Annotated in this window: 12 protein-coding genes; 11 read left to right on the top strand and 1 reads right to left on the bottom strand. The window is 68.3% G+C overall.

What is annotated here, in order from left to right:
- Positions 1-48 precede the first annotated feature (48 nt).
- The 11 genes from ACXJKJ_RS20620 (at position 49) to ACXJKJ_RS20670 (ending at position 15,305) form a co-directional block, all read left to right on the top strand.
- Entirely contained in the window at positions 49-1,917 is a 1,869-nt protein-coding gene (locus ACXJKJ_RS20620; RefSeq protein WP_457391978.1) for a type IV pili methyl-accepting chemotaxis transducer N-terminal domain-containing protein, read from the top strand.
- Positions 1,914-2,579, top strand: a complete 666-nt coding sequence (locus ACXJKJ_RS20625) for a response regulator (protein WP_457391981.1) — start codon at positions 1,914-1,916, stop codon at positions 2,577-2,579. The genes ACXJKJ_RS20620 and ACXJKJ_RS20625 overlap by 4 nt, the downstream gene beginning before the upstream one ends.
- 127 nt (positions 2,580-2,706) lie before the next feature.
- Positions 2,707-3,972 carry an MFS transporter gene (locus tag ACXJKJ_RS20630; RefSeq protein WP_457391984.1) on the top strand — a complete coding sequence of 422 codons (1,266 nt, stop codon included), beginning with the start codon at positions 2,707-2,709 and terminating at the stop codon, positions 3,970-3,972.
- A gap of 20 nt (positions 3,973-3,992) precedes the next feature.
- Positions 3,993-5,603 (top strand): MFS transporter, encoded by a 1,611-nt coding sequence (locus ACXJKJ_RS20635; RefSeq protein ID WP_457391987.1) that lies wholly within the window; start codon positions 3,993-3,995, stop codon positions 5,601-5,603.
- A 178-nt stretch (positions 5,604-5,781) separates the two neighbouring features.
- On the top strand, positions 5,782-7,119 hold the full coding sequence (locus ACXJKJ_RS20640) for an MFS transporter (protein ID WP_457391990.1): 1,338 nt from the start codon (positions 5,782-5,784) through the stop codon (positions 7,117-7,119).
- Positions 7,120-7,130: 11 nt separating this feature from the next.
- On the top strand, positions 7,131-10,922 hold the full coding sequence (locus ACXJKJ_RS20645) for a nitrate reductase subunit alpha (protein WP_457391993.1): 3,792 nt from the start codon (positions 7,131-7,133) through the stop codon (positions 10,920-10,922).
- A gap of 19 nt (positions 10,923-10,941) precedes the next feature.
- On the top strand, positions 10,942-12,465 hold the full coding sequence (gene narH / locus ACXJKJ_RS20650; protein ID WP_457321501.1) for a nitrate reductase subunit beta: 1,524 nt from the start codon (positions 10,942-10,944) through the stop codon (positions 12,463-12,465).
- An 8-nt stretch (positions 12,466-12,473) separates the two neighbouring features.
- Positions 12,474-13,166 carry a nitrate reductase molybdenum cofactor assembly chaperone gene (narJ, locus tag ACXJKJ_RS20655; RefSeq protein WP_056197879.1) on the top strand — a complete coding sequence of 231 codons (693 nt, stop codon included), beginning with the start codon at positions 12,474-12,476 and terminating at the stop codon, positions 13,164-13,166.
- Positions 13,163-13,858 (top strand): respiratory nitrate reductase subunit gamma, encoded by a 696-nt coding sequence (gene narI / locus ACXJKJ_RS20660; protein ID WP_457391995.1) that lies wholly within the window; start codon positions 13,163-13,165, stop codon positions 13,856-13,858. Before narJ ends, narI begins: the two co-directional genes overlap by 4 nt.
- An 8-nt stretch (positions 13,859-13,866) precedes the next feature.
- On the top strand, positions 13,867-14,616 hold the full coding sequence (locus tag ACXJKJ_RS20665; protein WP_457391997.1) for a peptidylprolyl isomerase: 750 nt from the start codon (positions 13,867-13,869) through the stop codon (positions 14,614-14,616).
- Positions 14,616-15,305 carry a carbonic anhydrase gene (locus tag ACXJKJ_RS20670; RefSeq protein WP_457392000.1) on the top strand — a complete coding sequence of 230 codons (690 nt, stop codon included), beginning with the start codon at positions 14,616-14,618 and terminating at the stop codon, positions 15,303-15,305. The genes ACXJKJ_RS20665 and ACXJKJ_RS20670 overlap by 1 nt, the downstream gene beginning before the upstream one ends.
- On the opposite strand, the gene ACXJKJ_RS20675 is transcribed toward ACXJKJ_RS20670, so the two are convergent.
- On the bottom strand, positions 15,302-15,694 hold the full coding sequence (locus ACXJKJ_RS20675; protein ID WP_457392003.1) for a ribonucleotide reductase subunit alpha: 393 nt from the start codon (positions 15,692-15,694) through the stop codon (positions 15,302-15,304). The two genes, ACXJKJ_RS20670 and ACXJKJ_RS20675, sit on opposite strands and share 4 nt — an antisense overlap.
- Positions 15,695-15,704 lie beyond the last annotated feature (10 nt).

Consider the following 15,704-nt stretch of genomic DNA (forward strand, 5'->3'; position numbering starts at 1 on the left):
TGCGCGAGATCAAGCTCACCCCGGAACGGCCTGCCCAGAATCCATTGCATGTCCCAAGGCTGGCATCGCGCGCGTCTCGCCACCAAGGTCGGCATCCTCGGTGCCGCCTTGCTGTGCATCGCGCTGGCCTCGATCGGCTTGACGCTGTGGATAGGCTGGCAGCTCGAAGGCGGCGCGGCGGCCGTCAACGAAGCGGGGCGGCTGCGCATGCAGACCTGGCGCCTCGCTCACCAGAGTGTCGGCGGCGGCAGCGAATCCCGGCGCTTGCTCGTCCAGGCGTATGACGCCTCCCTGCAGCTGCTGGTGGACGGCGACCCCGCGCGCCCCCTCTTCCTGCCGCGCGACGGACACACCCTGCAGGCCTGGCGTGGCGTGCACGAGGGCTGGCAGCAGCTGAAGTCGACCGCGGCCGATGGCCTGCCGGCGCCCACCGGCGCCCAGGCCGAGGTCCAGGTTCGGCGCATCGACGTCCTCGTCGACGCCGTCGAGGCGCGCATGGCAGGCTGGAGCTCGCTGCTGTCCAGCGTGCAGCTGGCGCTCGTCGGCCTGGCCATCGCCGCGGCCCTGATCTTCCTGTACGCCTCGCACCTCGTCGTGTTCGCGCCGGTGGACCGGCTGCGCCGCGGCCTGCAGGCGCTGGAGCAGGGTGCCCTCGGCGCCCGCGTGGCCGAGGATTCGCAGGACGAATTCGGCGACCTGGCGCGCGGCTTCAACCGCATGGCGCAGCGCCTTGAGGCCGTCTACCAGGGCATGGCCGATGAAGTGCGTGCCAAGACGGCCGACCTGCGCCTGGAGCAGCAGCGGCTGGCCACGCTGTACGAGGCCACGTCCTTCGCCGCGGGGGCGTCGTCGGTACGCGACCTGGGCGCGGGTTTTGCCGAACGCATGCGCCGCGCGGCCGGCGCCGATGCCGTGGCGATGCGCTGGCTGGACCCGAGCCAGCAGCGCATGGTGCTGCTGGCTTCGCAGGGCATGCCCCCCGCGATGGCCGAGGCCGAACGCTGCGTGGCGCCCGGCGCCTGCCATTGCGGCAGCCCCGAGCCTCATGCCAAGGTCATTCCGATCACCCGCGAGAGCGATCACAGGTCGCACTGCGCCAAGGCCGGCTTCGTCGCCGTGACGGCGGTGGCGTTGACGGTGCAGGGCCGTGTGATGGGCGAGGTCGACCTGCTGTTCCGCGACCCGCCCCAGCCCAGCCAGGCCGACCGCGAGTTGCTGGACAGCCTGGCGAGCCATCTGGCCAGCGCCATGGACAGCCTGCGCAGCGAGGCGTTGCAGCGCGAAGCCGCTGTGGCCGAGGAGCGCGGCATGCTGGCCCGCGAGATGCACGATTCCATCGCGCAAAGCCTGGCCTTCATGAAGATCCAGCTGCAACTGCTGAAGGACGCGCAGCGGGGCGGCAAGGCCGATGCAGCCGTGCGCCTCATCGACGAGCTGGAGCTGGGCCTGAAGGAATGCACGGCCGACGTGCGGGCGCTGCTGATGCATTTCCGCACCCGCACCGATGGCGACGACCTGCTGCCCGCACTGCAGCAGACGCTGCAGAAGTTCCGCCTGCAAAGCGGCCTGCAGGCCGAGCTGGAGGTGGACGGCCACGGCGCACCGCTGCCGGCCGACGTGCAGGTGCAGCTGCTGCACGTGGTACAGGAGGCGTTGGCCAATGTGCGCAAGCACGCCCAGGCCAGCCAGGTCCACGTGCGGCTGGCGCACCAGCCGCACTGGCAGATCGACGTGCGCGACGACGGCCGTGGTTTCGACATGGCCCTGGACTCGCCGGACGACAGCCACGTCGGGCTGCGCATCATGCGCGAGCGTGCCGCCAAGGTGGGTGCCGCCGTGGCGCTGGAATCCCAACCCGGGCGCGGCACGCTGGTGCGCGTCTCCCTGCCCGAATACGAGACGGCCAATACATCATGAATACCGAACCCATCCGCGTCCTTGTCGTTGACGACCACACGCTGTTCCGCCGCGGCCTGATCGCGCTGCTGGCCACGCAGTCGCAGCTGCAGGTCGTTGGCGAGGCCGGCGACGCCGGTGCGGCCGAGCGCCTGGCGGCCGAATTGCAACCCCAGGTCATCCTGCTGGACAACCACCTGCCCGGCGTCACCGGCGTGCAGGCCCTGCCGGCGCTGAAGGCGGCCGCGCCGGGTGCCCAGGTGCTGATGCTGACGATGAGCGAGTCGGAGGCCGACCTGGGCGCGGCCCTGCGCGCCGGCGCCTGCGGCTATCTGCTGAAGACGGCGGACAACCACGAGCTGACCCAGGCCATCGAGCGCGCGGTGCGAGGCGTGTCCAGCTTCAGCACCGAGATGGCCGGCAAGCTGGCCACGGCCTTCCGCCACGAAGCTGAGGCAGCGTCCACCGCCGTCACCGCACCGCCCGACCCCCTGGGCACGCTGTCGCCGCGCGAGCGCGAGATCGTCGACCTGATCGCCCGCGGCGATTCCAACAAGCACATCGCGCGCGAGCTCGGCATCGCCGAGACGACGGTGAAGATCCACGTGCAGCACTTGCTGCGCAAGCTGGACCTGGACTCGCGCGTGCAGGCCGCCGTGCTGGTGACGCAGCAACGCGCGTAGTTCTTTAGGACGAGGCCGCCCGGGCCGTCGTCCTCCCTGCGGGCGGTGCCCCGCTGCCCCTCTGGTGAATGTGCGGCGCGCAGGCTGCGCGGGACAGTCTCCTCATGTTCACTGAGGAGGAAACCGCATGACTGCGCCCCCTGTCGACCGCAAGGCCTGGTCGGTGCTGATCGTCAGCACCTTGGCCTTCACCGTCTGCTTCATGGTCTGGATGATGTTCGGCGTCATCGGCATCCCCATCAAGAAGCAGCTCGGCCTCAACGCCACCGAATTCGGCCTGCTGACGGCCATGCCGGTGCTGACCGGCTCTCTCGTGCGCGTGCCGCTGGGCATCTGGACGGACCGTTATGGCGGCCGCATCGTGCTCACGCTGCTGATGCTCGCCACCGTGCCGGCCATCTGGCTGATGGCCTACGCGACGCAGTACTGGCATTTCCTCGTCATCGGGCTCTTCGTCGGCCTGGCGGGCGGCTCCTTCTCGGTGGGCACGCCCTACGTCGCGCGCTGGTTCCCCAAGAGCCGCCAGGGCATGGCCATGGGCGTCTACGGTGCCGGCAACTCCGGCTCGGCGGTCAACAAGTTCATCGCCCCGGCGCTGCTGGTCGGCTTCGGCTGGGCCATGGTGCCCCAGGTCTATGCGGCCATCATGGCCGGCACCGTCGTGCTGTTCTGGCTGTTCAGCAGCAGCAACCCGGCCCACCTCGTCACCAGCAACGTCAGCTTTCGCGAGCAGCTGAAGGCGCTGAAGGACCCGCGTGTGCTGAAGTACTGCCAGTACTACAGCATCGTGTTTGGCGGCTATGTGGCGCTGGCGCTGTGGATGGTGCAGTACTACGTCGGCGAGTTCAGCCTGGATATCCGCGTGGCCGCGCTGCTGGCGGCCTGCTTCAGCCTGCCCGGCGGCGTGCTGCGCGCCATCGGCGGCCTGCTGTCGGACAAGTACGGCGCCCACAAGGTCACCTGGTGGGTGCTGTGGGTGAGCTGGATCTGCCTGTTCCTGCTCAGCTACCCGCAGACCGACTTCACCATCGTGACGCTGGCCGGCGCCAAGACCTTCCACATCGGCCTTAACGTCTACACCTTCACCGCGCTGATGGCCGTGCTGGGCGTGGCCTGGGCCTTTGGCAAGGCCTCGGTCTTCAAGTACATCAGCGACGACTACCCCGGCAACATCGGCGCCATCAGCGGCATCGTCGGCCTGGCCGGCGGCTTGGGCGGCTTCGTGCTGCCCATCCTGTTCGGCGCGCTGCTGGACCTGACCGGCATCCGCTCCAGCGCCTTCATGTTGATGTACGGCGTCGTCTGGGTCTCGCTGATCTGGATGTACTGGACCGAGGTGCGCCGCACCGAAGTCATGGGCCGCAACGCGCCCGAATTCCACCTCGCCGGCTGAGCGCCGAAAGGACCCGCATCATGAGCAAGAACGACATCGCGGACTGGCGCCCCGAGGACGACGCCTTCTGGGAAAGCACCGGCAAGCGCATCGCCTACCGCAACCTGTGGATCTCCATCCCGGCCCTGCTGTGCGGCTTCGCCGTCTGGGGCATGTGGGGCATCATCGCCGTGCAGATGCTCAACCTGGGCTTCCCCTTCACCCAGGCCGAGCTCTTCACGCTGACGGCCATCGCCGGCATTTCGGGCGCGACGATGCGCATCCCGGCCTCTTTCCTGATCCGCATGGCCGGCGGGCGCAACACCATCTTCCTCACCACGGCCATGCTGCTGGCGCCGGCCATCGGCACCGGCATGGCCTTGCAGCACAAGGACTGGCCGCTGTGGGCCTTCCAGCTGATGGCGCTGTGGTCGGGCGTGGGCGGCGGCAACTTTGCGTCATCGATGTCCAACATCAACACCTTCTTCCCCAAGCGCCTGCAGGGCACGGCGCTGGGCCTGAACGCGGGCCTCGGGAACTTCGGCGTGACGACGATGCAGGTCGTCATCCCGCTGGTGATGACGGTCAGCTTTTTCGGTCTGAGCGGCGACCCGATGACGCTGGTGAAGGCCAGCGGCTGGATCTTCGGCAAGATCCCCGCGGGCACGCAGACCTGGATCCAGAACGCCGGCTTCGCCTGGCTGCTGTCGCTGGTGCCGCTGTCCGTTCTGTGCTGGTTCGGCATGAACAACCTGAAGACGGTGACGCCCAACGCCGGTCATCCGGTGGTTGCCTTCCTGAAGATCACCTACCTGTACTCGCTCGCATTCCTGCCGACCATCGGCATGCTCTATCTATACCTGCCGGCGCCGACGGGCCTGGGCCTGCTCAGCATGTGGGTGGCCATCCCGCTGGACATCGTCGCGGCGCTGCTCGTCATGCGCCTGGCTGCCTTCGGCGCGATGAAGGAGAACGTGGCCAAGCAGTTCGCCATCTTCCGCAACAAGCACACCTGGAGCCTGACGGCGCTGTACGTCGTCACCTTCGGCAGCTTCATCGGCTTCTCCATGGCTCTGCCACTGGCGATCACAGTGATCTTCGGCTTCCAGCACATCCCTGATGCGGCCGGCGTGCTCACCCACACGCTGAAGAACCCGAACGCCCCGTCTGCGCTGACCTACGCCTGGATCGGACCCTTCGTCGGCGCCGCGGTGCGGCCCGTCGGCGGCTGGATCTCTGACAAGATCGGCGGCTCCATCGTCACGCAGGTCATCTCTGCGGTCATGGTGTTCGCGTCCGCCGCGGTCGGCTATGTCATGCAGCAGGCCTACGGCTCAGCCACGCCGGAGCAGTTCTTCCCGGCCTTCATGGGCCTGATGGTGCTGCTGTTCGCGGCCAGCGGCGTCGGCAACGGCTCGACCTTCCGCTCGGTGGGCGTCATCTTCGATCGCACCCAGGCCGGCCCTGTGCTCGGCTGGACATCGGCCGTCGCGGCCTATGGCGCCTTCGTCGCGCCGGTGCTGATCGGCGAGCAGATCAAGGCCGGCACGCCGCAGTTCGCCTTCTACGGCTTCGCGGCCTTCTATGCCGTCTGCCTGGTGCTGAACTGGTGGTTCTATCTGCGCCGTGGCGCGGAGGTCAAGAACCCCTGAGGCGAGCCCAAGACTGCTCACGAAGGCCCGAAGGCATCGCCTTCGGGCCTTCTTGCTTTTCAGGCCCGGCGCGCGCGCCTCCTCCGAAAGAACGATGCCTGCCGCCTCCCACCTCCTCCTTCCGCGCCGGTCCTACCCGACCGGCGGTGGATGGGCAGAGAAGCCCCCGCCGCGGAGCATGACCATCGTGCCAAAGACCCTCTCACTCCCACTGCGCTGGAATCCGGAAGACCCGGATTTCTGGGCCGGCCATGGCCGGGCGGTGGCGCTGCGCAACCTCTGGGTCGCCATTCCCGCGCTGGCGCTGTCGTTCGCGGTGTGGATGCTGTGGTCGGTGCTCGTCGTGCACCTGCCGGCGGCGGGTTTTCGCTACAGCACCAACCAGCTGTTCTGGCTGAGCGCGCTGCCGGCTCTGTGCGGCGCCACTTTGCGCATCTTCTACGGCTTCGCGGTGCGCTGGGTCGGCGGGCGACGCTGGACGGCCTTGTCCACCGCCAGCCTGCTGCTGCCGGCTGGTGGCATCGCGCTAGCGGTGCAGGACCCCGCCACGCCCTATGAATGGATGGTGGTGTTGGCCCTGCTGTGCGGCCTGGGCGGCGCCAACTTCGCCAGCGGCATGGCCCACATCAGCGCCTGCTTCCCGGCGCGCGAGCAGGGCAGGGCGCTGGGCCTGGGCGCCGGCTTCGCCCACCTGGGCGTCGGCCTGGTGCAATGGGCCGTGCCGGTGGTCATTACGCTGGACCTCTTCGGCCTGCCCGCTCAATCGGGCGGGCTGTGGCTTGCCAATGCGGGACTGGCGTGGCTGCCGCTGATCGCGCTTGCCAGCATGGCGGCCTGGTTCGGCATGGACGACCTGCCCTCGGCCGGCGTCGGCATGGCCGAGCAGGCCCAGCTCTTCACGCACCGCCACAGCTGGCTGATGAGCTGGCTCTACCTGGGCAGCTTCGGCAGCTTCATTGGCTTCGCGGCGGCCGGCCCGCTGCTGCTGCGCAGCCAGTTCCCCGGCTTCGAGGGCGCGCAGCACCTGGTGTGGCTGGGTCCGTTGCTGGGCGCGCTGGCGCGGCCGCTGGGCGGCTGGGTGGCCGACGACTTCGGCGGCGCGCGCGTCAGTCTGGCCTGCTTCGGCGGCCTGGCGCTGGGCGTCGTCGGCGTGCTGGCCAGCCTGGGCGGCGGCGGGAGCGCGTGGCTGTTCGCCGCCAGCTTCGTGCTGCTCTTCGTCGCCGCCGGCATCGCCAACGGCAGCACCTTCCGCATGGTGCCGCTGGGCTTCGTGCGCGAGGCACAGCAGAGCCAGCGCCCATTGCCCGAAGCGCAGGCCCAGGGCGCCGCGGCACTCGGCCTGTGCTCAGCCGTCGGTGCCTACGGCGGCTTCTTCATTCCCAAGAGTTTTGGCAGCGCGATCACGCTGGCCGGCGGCCCCGAGGCCGCGCTCTATTGCTTCCTGGCGTTCTACCTGAGCTGCATGGCCATCTGCTGGTGGTTCTACGGCCGGCGCCACGCTCCCCTGTCCTGCTAACGGAGAAATCAATGTCCCATTTCCTGGATCGACTGACCGCCTTCCAGCTGCCCAAGGAGGTCTTCGCCGGTGGCCACGGCGTGAGCACCGGCGAGGACCGCACCTGGGAGGACGCCTACCGCAACCGCTGGGCGCACGACAAGATCGTGCGCAGCACGCACGGCGTGAACTGCACCGGCTCCTGCTCATGGAAGATCTACGTCAAGGGCGGCATCGTCACCTGGGAGACCCAGCAGACCGACTACCCGCGCACCCGCCCCGAGCTGCCCAACCACGAGCCGCGCGGCTGCGCGCGGGGCGCGAGCTACAGCTGGTATCTCTACAGCGCCAACCGCGTGAAGTACCCGATGGTGCGCGGCCGCCTGCTCAAGCGCTGGCGCGAGGCGCTGGCGGTCTCGAAGAGCCCGGTCGATGCCTGGGCGCTGATCCAGAGCGACGAGAGCGCCCGGCGCGACTACCAGCAGCTGCGCGGCATGGGCGGCTTCGTGCGCTCCACCTGGGACGAGGTCAACGAGCTGATCGCCGCGGCCAACGTCTACACGATCAAGCAGCACGGCGCGGACCGCGTCATCGGCTTCTCGCCCATCCCGGCGATGTCCATGGTCAGCTACGCGGCCGGCAGCCGCTACCTGAGCCTGATCGGCGGCGTCTGCATGAGCTTTTACGACTGGTACTGCGACCTGCCACCGGCCAGCCCGCAGGTCTGGGGCGAGCAGACGGACGTGCCCGAATCGGCCGATTGGTACAACAGCAACTACATCATTGCCTGGGGCAGCAACGTGCCGCAGACGCGCACGCCGGACGCCCACTTCTTCACCGAGGTGCGCTACAAGGGCGCCAAGACGGTGGCGGTGACGCCCGACTACTCCGAGGTCGCCAAGCTGGCCGACCTGTGGCTGCACCCCAAGCAGGGCACCGACGCGGCGCTTGCCATGGCCATGGGCCACGTCGCGCTCAACGAGTTCTATTTCAAGGAGCGCAGCCCCTATTTCGACGACTACGCGCGTCGCTACACCGACCTGCCGCTGCTCGTGCTGCTGGAGGAGCAGACCCTGCCCGACGGCCGCAAGACCCGCGTGCCCGGGCGCTACCTGCGCGCCAGCGACCTGGCCGGCCAGATGGGCCAGAGCAACAACCCCGAGTGGAAGACGCTGGCCTATGACGCCACCGGCCGCCTGGTGCTGCCCCATGGCTCCATCGGTTTCCGTTGGGGTGCCGAGGGCCGCGACGACACCGGCAAGTGGAACCTGGAGGCCAGGGAGGCCGAGGGCGGCGGTGACGTCAAGCTCAAGCTCTCCCTCGTGGAAGACGGCGCGCAGGCGCACGAGCTCGTCGATGTCGCCTTCCCCTATTTCGCCGGCAGCGCCAGCGAGCACTTCACGCCCAACCCGCAGCAGGACGGCGTCAGCCACTGCGCCCGCGTGCCGGCCACCACGCTGAAGACGCAGGACGGCGAGGTGCTTGTCGCCACCGTCTTCGACCTGCAGGCCGCGCAGTACGGCATCGACCGCGGCTTCGGCTCGGGTGCCAGGAGCTACGACGACAACGCCCCCTACACGCCCGCCTGGCAGGAAGCCATCACCGGGGTGCCGCGCGCGCAGGTCATCCGCGTGGGGCGCGAGTTCGCCGAGAACGCGCACAAGACCAAGGGCAAGTCGATGATCATCATCGGCGCCGCGATGAACCACTGGTACCACTGCGACATGAACTACCGCGGTGTCATCAACCTATTGATGATGTGCGGCTGCATCGGCCAGAGCGGTGGTGGCTGGGCGCATTACGTGGGTCAGGAGAAGTTGCGCCCGCAGACCGGCTGGGTGCCGCTGGCCTTCGCCACCGACTGGGTGCGCCCGCCGCGCCAGATGAACAGCACCAGCTTCTTCTACGCCCACAGCGACCAGTGGCGCTACGAGAAGCTGGACGTGGACGAAGTCCTGTCGCCACTGGCGACAGACGCCCAGCGTGCCGAGTTCGCCGGCAGCCTGATCGACTGCAATGTGCGCGCCGAGCGCATGGGCTGGCTGCCCAGCGCGCCGCAGCTCAAGACCAACCCGATGCAGGTGGTGAAGGATGCCGCTGCCGCCGGCATGGAGCCCAAGGACTACGTCGTGCGCGGCCTGCGCGACGGCTCGCTGCAGATGAGCTGCGAAGACCCCGACGCGCCGCAGAACTGGCCGCGCAACATGTTCGTCTGGCGCTCCAACCTGCTGGGCTCCAGCGGCAAGGGCCACGAGTATTTCTGCAAGCACCTGCTCGGCACCGAGAACGGCGTGCAGGGCAAGGACCTCGGCGTGGACGACGCCAAGCCCAACGAAGTGCGCTGGCATGCCCAAGCGCCGCAGGGCAAGCTGGACCTGCTCGTGACGCTGGACTTCCGCATGAGCACGACCTGCCTGTACAGCGACATCGTGCTGCCCACCGCCAGCTGGTACGAGAAGAACGACCTCAACACCAGCGACATGCACCCCTTCATCCACCCGCTGTCCGCGGCCGTGGACCCGGTCTGGCAGTCGCGCAGTGACTGGGAGATCTACAAGGGTTTCGCCAAAGCCTTCAGCAAGGTCTGCATCGGCCACCTGGGCGTGGAGAAGGAAGTCGTCCTGTCGCCGCTGATGCACGACACGCCGGCCGAGCTCGCCCAGCCCTTCGGCGTGAAGGACTGGAAGAAGGGCGAGTGCGACCTCATCCCCGGCAAGACGGCGCCCACCATCGCCGTCGTCGAGCGCGACTACCCGGCCACGTTTGAGCGCTTCACGGCGCTGGGCCCGCTGATGGAGAAGCTGGGCAACGGCGGCAAGGGCATCGGCTGGGACACCAAGACGGAGGTGGCCCAGCTCGCCGAGCTCAACGGCGTGAACGCCGAAGGCCGCGCCCGCATCGTCAGCGACATCGACGCCTGCGAGGTCATCCTGCAACTCGCGCCCGAGACCAACGGCCACGTCGCGGTGAAGGCCTGGGAAGCCCAGGGCCGGGCCACCGGCCGCGAGCACGTGCACCTGGCCCTGCACCGCGAGGACGAGAAGATCCGCTACCGCGACATCCAGGCGCAGCCGCGCAAGATCATCAGCTCACCGACCTGGAGCGGGCTGGAGAGCGAGAAGGTCTCCTACAACGCCGGCTACACCAACGTGCATGAACTGATCCCATGGCGCACGCTGACCGGGCGCCAGCAGTTCTACCAGGACCACGCCTGGATGCGCGCCTTCGGCGAGGGCTTCAGCAGCTACCGCCCGCCGGTGGACCTGAAGACGACGGGCGGGATCCAGAACATCAAGCCCAACGGCCACCGCGAGATCGTGCTGAACTTCATCACGCCGCACCAGAAGTGGGGCATCCACAGCACCTACAGCGACAACCTGCTGATGCTGACGCTCAACCGCGGCGGCCCCGTCATCTGGCTCAGCGAGGACGACGCCAAGAGCGCCGGCATCGAAGACAACGACTGGGTGGAGCTGTTCAACATCAACGGCGCCATCGCGGCCCGTGCGGTGGTGAGCCAGCGCGTGAACCCCGGCATGACGCTGATGTACCACGCGCAGGAAAAGATCATCAACACGCCCGGCAGCGAGATCACCGGCGTGCGTGGGGGCATCCACAACTCGGTGACGCGCATCGTCACCAAGCCCACCCACATGATCGGCGGCTACGCCCAGTACAGCTACGGCTTCAACTACTACGGAACCATCGGCACCAACCGTGACGAGTTCGTCGTGGTGCGCAAGATGAACAAGGTGGACTGGCTCGACACACCGCGTGACGACCACCTCGCCGCGGCCTACCAGGCCCAAGGCGAAAACCCCTGAGAACCCGAGGAGCAAGCAAATGAAGATTCGCGCACAGATCGGCATGGTCCTGAACCTGGACAAGTGCATCGGCTGCCACACCTGCTCGGTGACCTGCAAGAACGTCTGGACCAGCCGCCCCGGCGTCGAGTACGCCTGGTTCAACAACGTGGAGACCAAGCCCGGCATCGGCTATCCCAAGGAATGGGAGAACCAGGACAAGTGGAACGGCGGCTGGATCCGCAAGCCCGACGGCAAGCTGGAACCGCGCCAGGGAGGCAAGTGGAAGCTCCTGATGAAGATCTTCGCCAACCCCAACCTGCCGGAGATCGACGACTACTACGAGCCCTTCACCTTTGACTACGACCACCTGCAGTCGGCCCCCGAGATGAAGCATGCGCCGACGGCCCGCCCGCGCAGCCTCATCACCGGCCAGCGCATGGAGAAGATCGAGTGGGGCCCGAACTGGGAGGAGATCCTCGGCGGCGAGTTCAGCAAGCGCAGCAAGGACAAGAACTTCGACGACATCCAGAAGGACATCTACGGCCAGTTCGAGAACACCTTCATGATGTATCTGCCGCGGCTGTGCGAGCACTGCCTGAACCCGGCGTGCGTGGCGAGCTGCCCGTCGGGCTCGATCTACAAGCGCGAGGAAGACGGCATCGTGCTGATCGACCAGGACAAGTGCCGCGGCTGGCGCATGTGCGTGTCAGGTTGCCCCTACAAGAAGATCTACTACAACTGGAAGAGCGGCAAGGCCGAGAAGTGCATCTTCTGCTACCCGCGCATCGAAGCGGGCCAGCCCACCGTCTGCTCCGAAACCTGCGTCGGCCGCATCCGGTATCTCGGCGTGCTGCTGTACGACGCCGACCGCATTCTTGAGGCCGCCGCCACGCCCAACGACAAGGACCTCTACCAAGCCCAGCTCGACCTCTTCCTGGACCCCTTCGACCCCGCCGTCATCAAGCAGGCGCGGCTGGACGGCATCCCGGAGAACTGGCTGGAGGCGGCGCGCAACAGCCCGGTCTACAAGATGGCCGTGGACTGGAAGGTGGCCCTGCCGCTGCACCCCGAGTACCGCACGCTGCCCATGGTCTGGTACGTGCCGCCGCTGTCGCCCATCAGCGCGGCGGCCAACGCCGGCCAGCTGGGCGAGGTGGGCGAGCTGCCCGACGTGAAGCAGCTGCGCATCCCCGTGCAGTACCTCGCCAACCTGCTGACCGCGGGCGACACCGTGCCCGTCGTCGGCGCGCTGGAGCGCATGCTGGCCATGCGCGCCTACCAGCGCGGCGTGCACGTGGACGGCGTGAAGAACCTGGCCGTGCTCGATCAAGCCGGGCTCTCTGAAGCCCAGGTGCAGGACATGTACCGCGTGATGGCCATCGCCAACTACGAGGACCGCTTCGTCATTCCGACGACGCACCGCGAGTACGCCGAGAACGCCTTCAACGTGCGCGGCGGCTGCGGCTTCAGCTTCGGCAACGGCTGCTCCGAGGGCGTGACGGAAACGAGCCTCTTCGGCTCGGAGAAGAAGCGAACCATCCCCATCAAGGCAACGATCTGAGGGCCGCCATGTTCACCAAACCCACCCACGCCCCCTACAGCCTGCGCGTGCTCGCCGCGCTGCTGCGCTACCCGGATGCGGCCTTGCGTGCCGCCGTGCCCGAGCTGCAGCAGGCCCTGCGCGCCGAGGCCGCGCTGCCGGCGGCTCGCATCGACGAGCTGTGCGCGCTGCTGCAGCATCTTCATCGCGACGACCCCTTCGCCGTGGAAGCCGATTTCGTCGACCTCTTCGACCGCGGCCGCGGCACGGCCCTGCACCTGTTCGAGCACATCCACGGCGACTCGCGCGAGCGTGGCCCGGCCATGGTCGACCTGCAGCAGACCTACGAGCGTGCGGGCCTGTACCTCGCGCCCGGCGAGCTGCCCGACCACCTGGCCGTGGTGCTGGAGTACGCCAGCACGCAGCCGGCCCGCGAGGCACACGACTTCCTCGCCGAGATCGCTCACATCACGCGGTCCATCTTCAGCGCGTTGAAGCGTCGCCAGAGCCCCTATGCCAGCGTGCTGGCCGCCGCGCTGGAGTTGGCGGGCGAGCGCGCCGAGCGCGTCGAGATTCCGCCCGAGCCCGAGCTCGACGAAGACTGGGCCGAGCCCGAGGCCTTCGGCGGCTGCTCGTCGGCCGGCCAGTCGCGGCCCGAGCAGCCGCAGCCCATCCACATCGTGCGCAAGCCCAGTGCGCATCAACCGGGAGCCCAGGCATGAACGCCGTCCACAACTTCCTGTTCGTCGTCTACCCCTACATCTGCCTGGCCGTCTTCCTGATGGGCAGCCTGGCCCGCTTCGACCGTGATCAGTACACCTGGAAGAGCGACAGCTCGCAGCTGCTGCGCAGCCGGGGCATGAAATGGGGCAGCAACCTCTTCCACGCCGGCATCCTGTTTCTGTTCGTTGGCCACACGGTAGGCATGCTGACGCCTCATGCCGTCTACGAGCACTTCATCAGCCCTGCAACTAAGCAGATGCTGGCCATCGTCGCTGGCGGCGTGGCCGGCACGTTCTGCTTCATTGGCCTGTCGATGCTGATCTGGCGCCGCATGACCGATCCGCGCATCCGCCTCACCAGCCACCGCACGGACCTCGCCATCCTGTGGATCCTGTGGGTGCAGCTGAGCCTGGGCCTCATCACGCTGCCGTTCTCGCTGGCGCACGCCGACGGCGCGGTCATGCTGGTGCTGAGCGACTGGGCGCAGCGCATCGTCACCTTCAACCCCGACGCGAGCGGCCTCGTGGCCCTGGCCTGGCCCTACAAGGTCCACATGGTGCTGGGCATGACGATCTTCCTGCTGTTCCCGTTCAGCCGCCTCGTGCATGTGTGGAGCGGGCTGGCGTCGGTGTTCTACGTCTTCCGCCCCTACCAGGTCGTGCGTTCGCGCCGCCTGAACCTGCCGAAGTGAGGTCCACCATGGCTCATGTGAACCACATCGAGATCGCCGCCGTCGAAGAGGCGCTGGACGAGGCCGCGCTGCGCCAGCGCGCCTGCACCGAGCTGCTGCGCCAGCGCGCCATCGCGCTGGGCCTGCTCGCCACCGACGACCCCGCGCCGCGCGAGGGAGCGCTGAGCGAGGCGGCCAGCCAGGCCATCGAGGCGCTGATCGCGCAGGAACTGGCCGGCCCCGAGCCGGACGAGACGGCCTGCCGGCGCCACTATGAGGCCAACGCGCGCCACTACGCCCAGGGCGAGCGCGTGCAGGTGCGGCACATCCTGTTCGCCGTCACGCCCGGCGTGGACGTGAGCCTGCTGCGCCAGCGCGCGGAAGGGCATCTGATCCAGCTGCGCGCCAGCGACGTGGCCGCTTTTGACGAAGCGGCGAAGATGCTGTCCAACTGCCCGAGTGGCGCCGAGGGCGGGCGGCTGGGCTGGCTGACGGCGAACGACTGCGCGCCCGAGTTCGCCAAGGAGCTGTTCGGCCGTAGCGAGATCGGCGTGTTGCCGCAGCTGCTGCACAGCCGCTTCGGACTGCACATCGCCGCCATCGACGCACGCGAGCCGGGGCGGCTGCCGGCCTTCGAGCAGGTGCGCGAGGCCGTGGCCCAGCGCATGCGCCAGCTGCATCAGATCAGCGCGCTGCGCCAGTACCTGCAGACACTGGCCGCGGACGCGCGACTGGAAGGTGTCGAGCTTCAGCAAGCGAGTTCACCATTGGTGCAGTGATGCCCGACGAGCTGCTCGAACGCCTGCGCCGCTTCCAGACCGATGCCTTCCCGCAGCAGCGCTCGCTGTTCCGGCATCTCGTCGACGACGGCCAGCATCCGCTGACACTCTTCATCGGCTGCTCGGATTCGCGCCTCGTGCCCTATCTGCTGACCGGCGCCGGCCCGGGCGAGCTTTTTCTCGTTCGCAACGTCGGCGCCTTTGTGCCGCCGTACGACCAGAGCCAGGGCTTCCACGGCACGGCGGCGGCCATCGAGTACGCGGTGCTGAACCTGCAGGTGCGCCGCGTCATCGTCTGCGGCCACAGCCACTGCGGCGCCATCCGCGCGCTCTACGGCGAGGTGGCGCCGGCCGCGCAGAACCTCGCCCGCTGGCTGGACCTTGGCCGCGAGGCCGCGCTGCCGGTGGCCGAGCCCGGCCCCGAGGTGATGCGCCGCACCGAGCAGCGCGCCATCGTGCTGCAGCTGGAGCGACTGATGGACTACCCGATGGTGCGCGAGCGCGTCGAGGCGAGGGCGCTGACGCTGCACGGCTGGCACTACGTCATCGAGGACGGCGAGGTGCACGTGTTCGACGTGGCCGTTGGCGCCTTCGTGCCCGCCTCGCGCGCCGACAATGCCGGCACCGGGCCCTACCTGCTGAGCAGCGAGGAAGACGGGATGGACGCCAGCGGCGTCCCCATCGTTTAGCCGATAAACACGGTCTCGCCAGTCGGGTTGAACGACAGCAGCCCGCCGAACTCACCGGTCTCCACGCGCTTGGTCAACAGCTCCAGCATGCGCTGGATCTCGCTGGTGGTCGTGCGGCCGGCCAGGGCAGCGGTGAACATCAGTTGCCAGGCCGGTCCGGCCTGGCGCGCCTCGGCGGCCAGGGTCGCGAAGTCCTGCAGCTCGGCCGGGTCCTTGTCCACGCACATCAGCGGGCGCAGCACGCCGCCCTCGCCGGCGGCATGGGCGGCCCGCTGCTCGGGCGTCGCGTCGGGTTCGCACTCGGCCGTGGTGAAAACCATCAGCAGCCGTTGCGGCTCGGGCTGGGCACGGGCCATGGCCAGCAGGTCGTTGAAATGCTCGATGTTCATGGTCGACACC

Source organism: Roseateles sp. P5_E1, from assembly GCF_054049335.1.

What these genes read in the sequence shown, in the direction of transcription:
- narJ (WP_056197879.1), top strand. Translation starts at nt 12,474, where the DNA reads ATGTTCACCAAACCCACCCACGCCCCCTACAGCCTGCGCGTGCTCGCC.
- ACXJKJ_RS20630 (WP_457391984.1), top strand. Translation starts at nt 2,707, where the DNA reads ATGACTGCGCCCCCTGTCGACCGCAAGGCCTGGTCGGTGCTGATCGTC.
- ACXJKJ_RS20670 (WP_457392000.1), top strand. Translation starts at nt 14,616, where the DNA reads ATGCCCGACGAGCTGCTCGAACGCCTGCGCCGCTTCCAGACCGATGCC.
- ACXJKJ_RS20635 (WP_457391987.1), top strand. Translation starts at nt 3,993, where the DNA reads ATGAGCAAGAACGACATCGCGGACTGGCGCCCCGAGGACGACGCCTTC.
- ACXJKJ_RS20675 (WP_457392003.1), bottom strand. Translation starts at nt 15,694, where the DNA reads ATGAACATCGAGCATTTCAACGACCTGCTGGCCATGGCCCGTGCCCAG.
- ACXJKJ_RS20625 (WP_457391981.1), top strand. Translation starts at nt 1,914, where the DNA reads ATGAATACCGAACCCATCCGCGTCCTTGTCGTTGACGACCACACGCTG.
- ACXJKJ_RS20665 (WP_457391997.1), top strand. Translation starts at nt 13,867, where the DNA reads ATGGCTCATGTGAACCACATCGAGATCGCCGCCGTCGAAGAGGCGCTG.
- narI (WP_457391995.1), top strand. Translation starts at nt 13,163, where the DNA reads ATGAACGCCGTCCACAACTTCCTGTTCGTCGTCTACCCCTACATCTGC.
- ACXJKJ_RS20620 (WP_457391978.1), top strand. Translation starts at nt 49, where the DNA reads ATGTCCCAAGGCTGGCATCGCGCGCGTCTCGCCACCAAGGTCGGCATC.
- ACXJKJ_RS20640 (WP_457391990.1), top strand. Translation starts at nt 5,782, where the DNA reads ATGACCATCGTGCCAAAGACCCTCTCACTCCCACTGCGCTGGAATCCG.
- ACXJKJ_RS20645 (WP_457391993.1), top strand. Translation starts at nt 7,131, where the DNA reads ATGTCCCATTTCCTGGATCGACTGACCGCCTTCCAGCTGCCCAAGGAG.
- narH (WP_457321501.1), top strand. Translation starts at nt 10,942, where the DNA reads ATGAAGATTCGCGCACAGATCGGCATGGTCCTGAACCTGGACAAGTGC.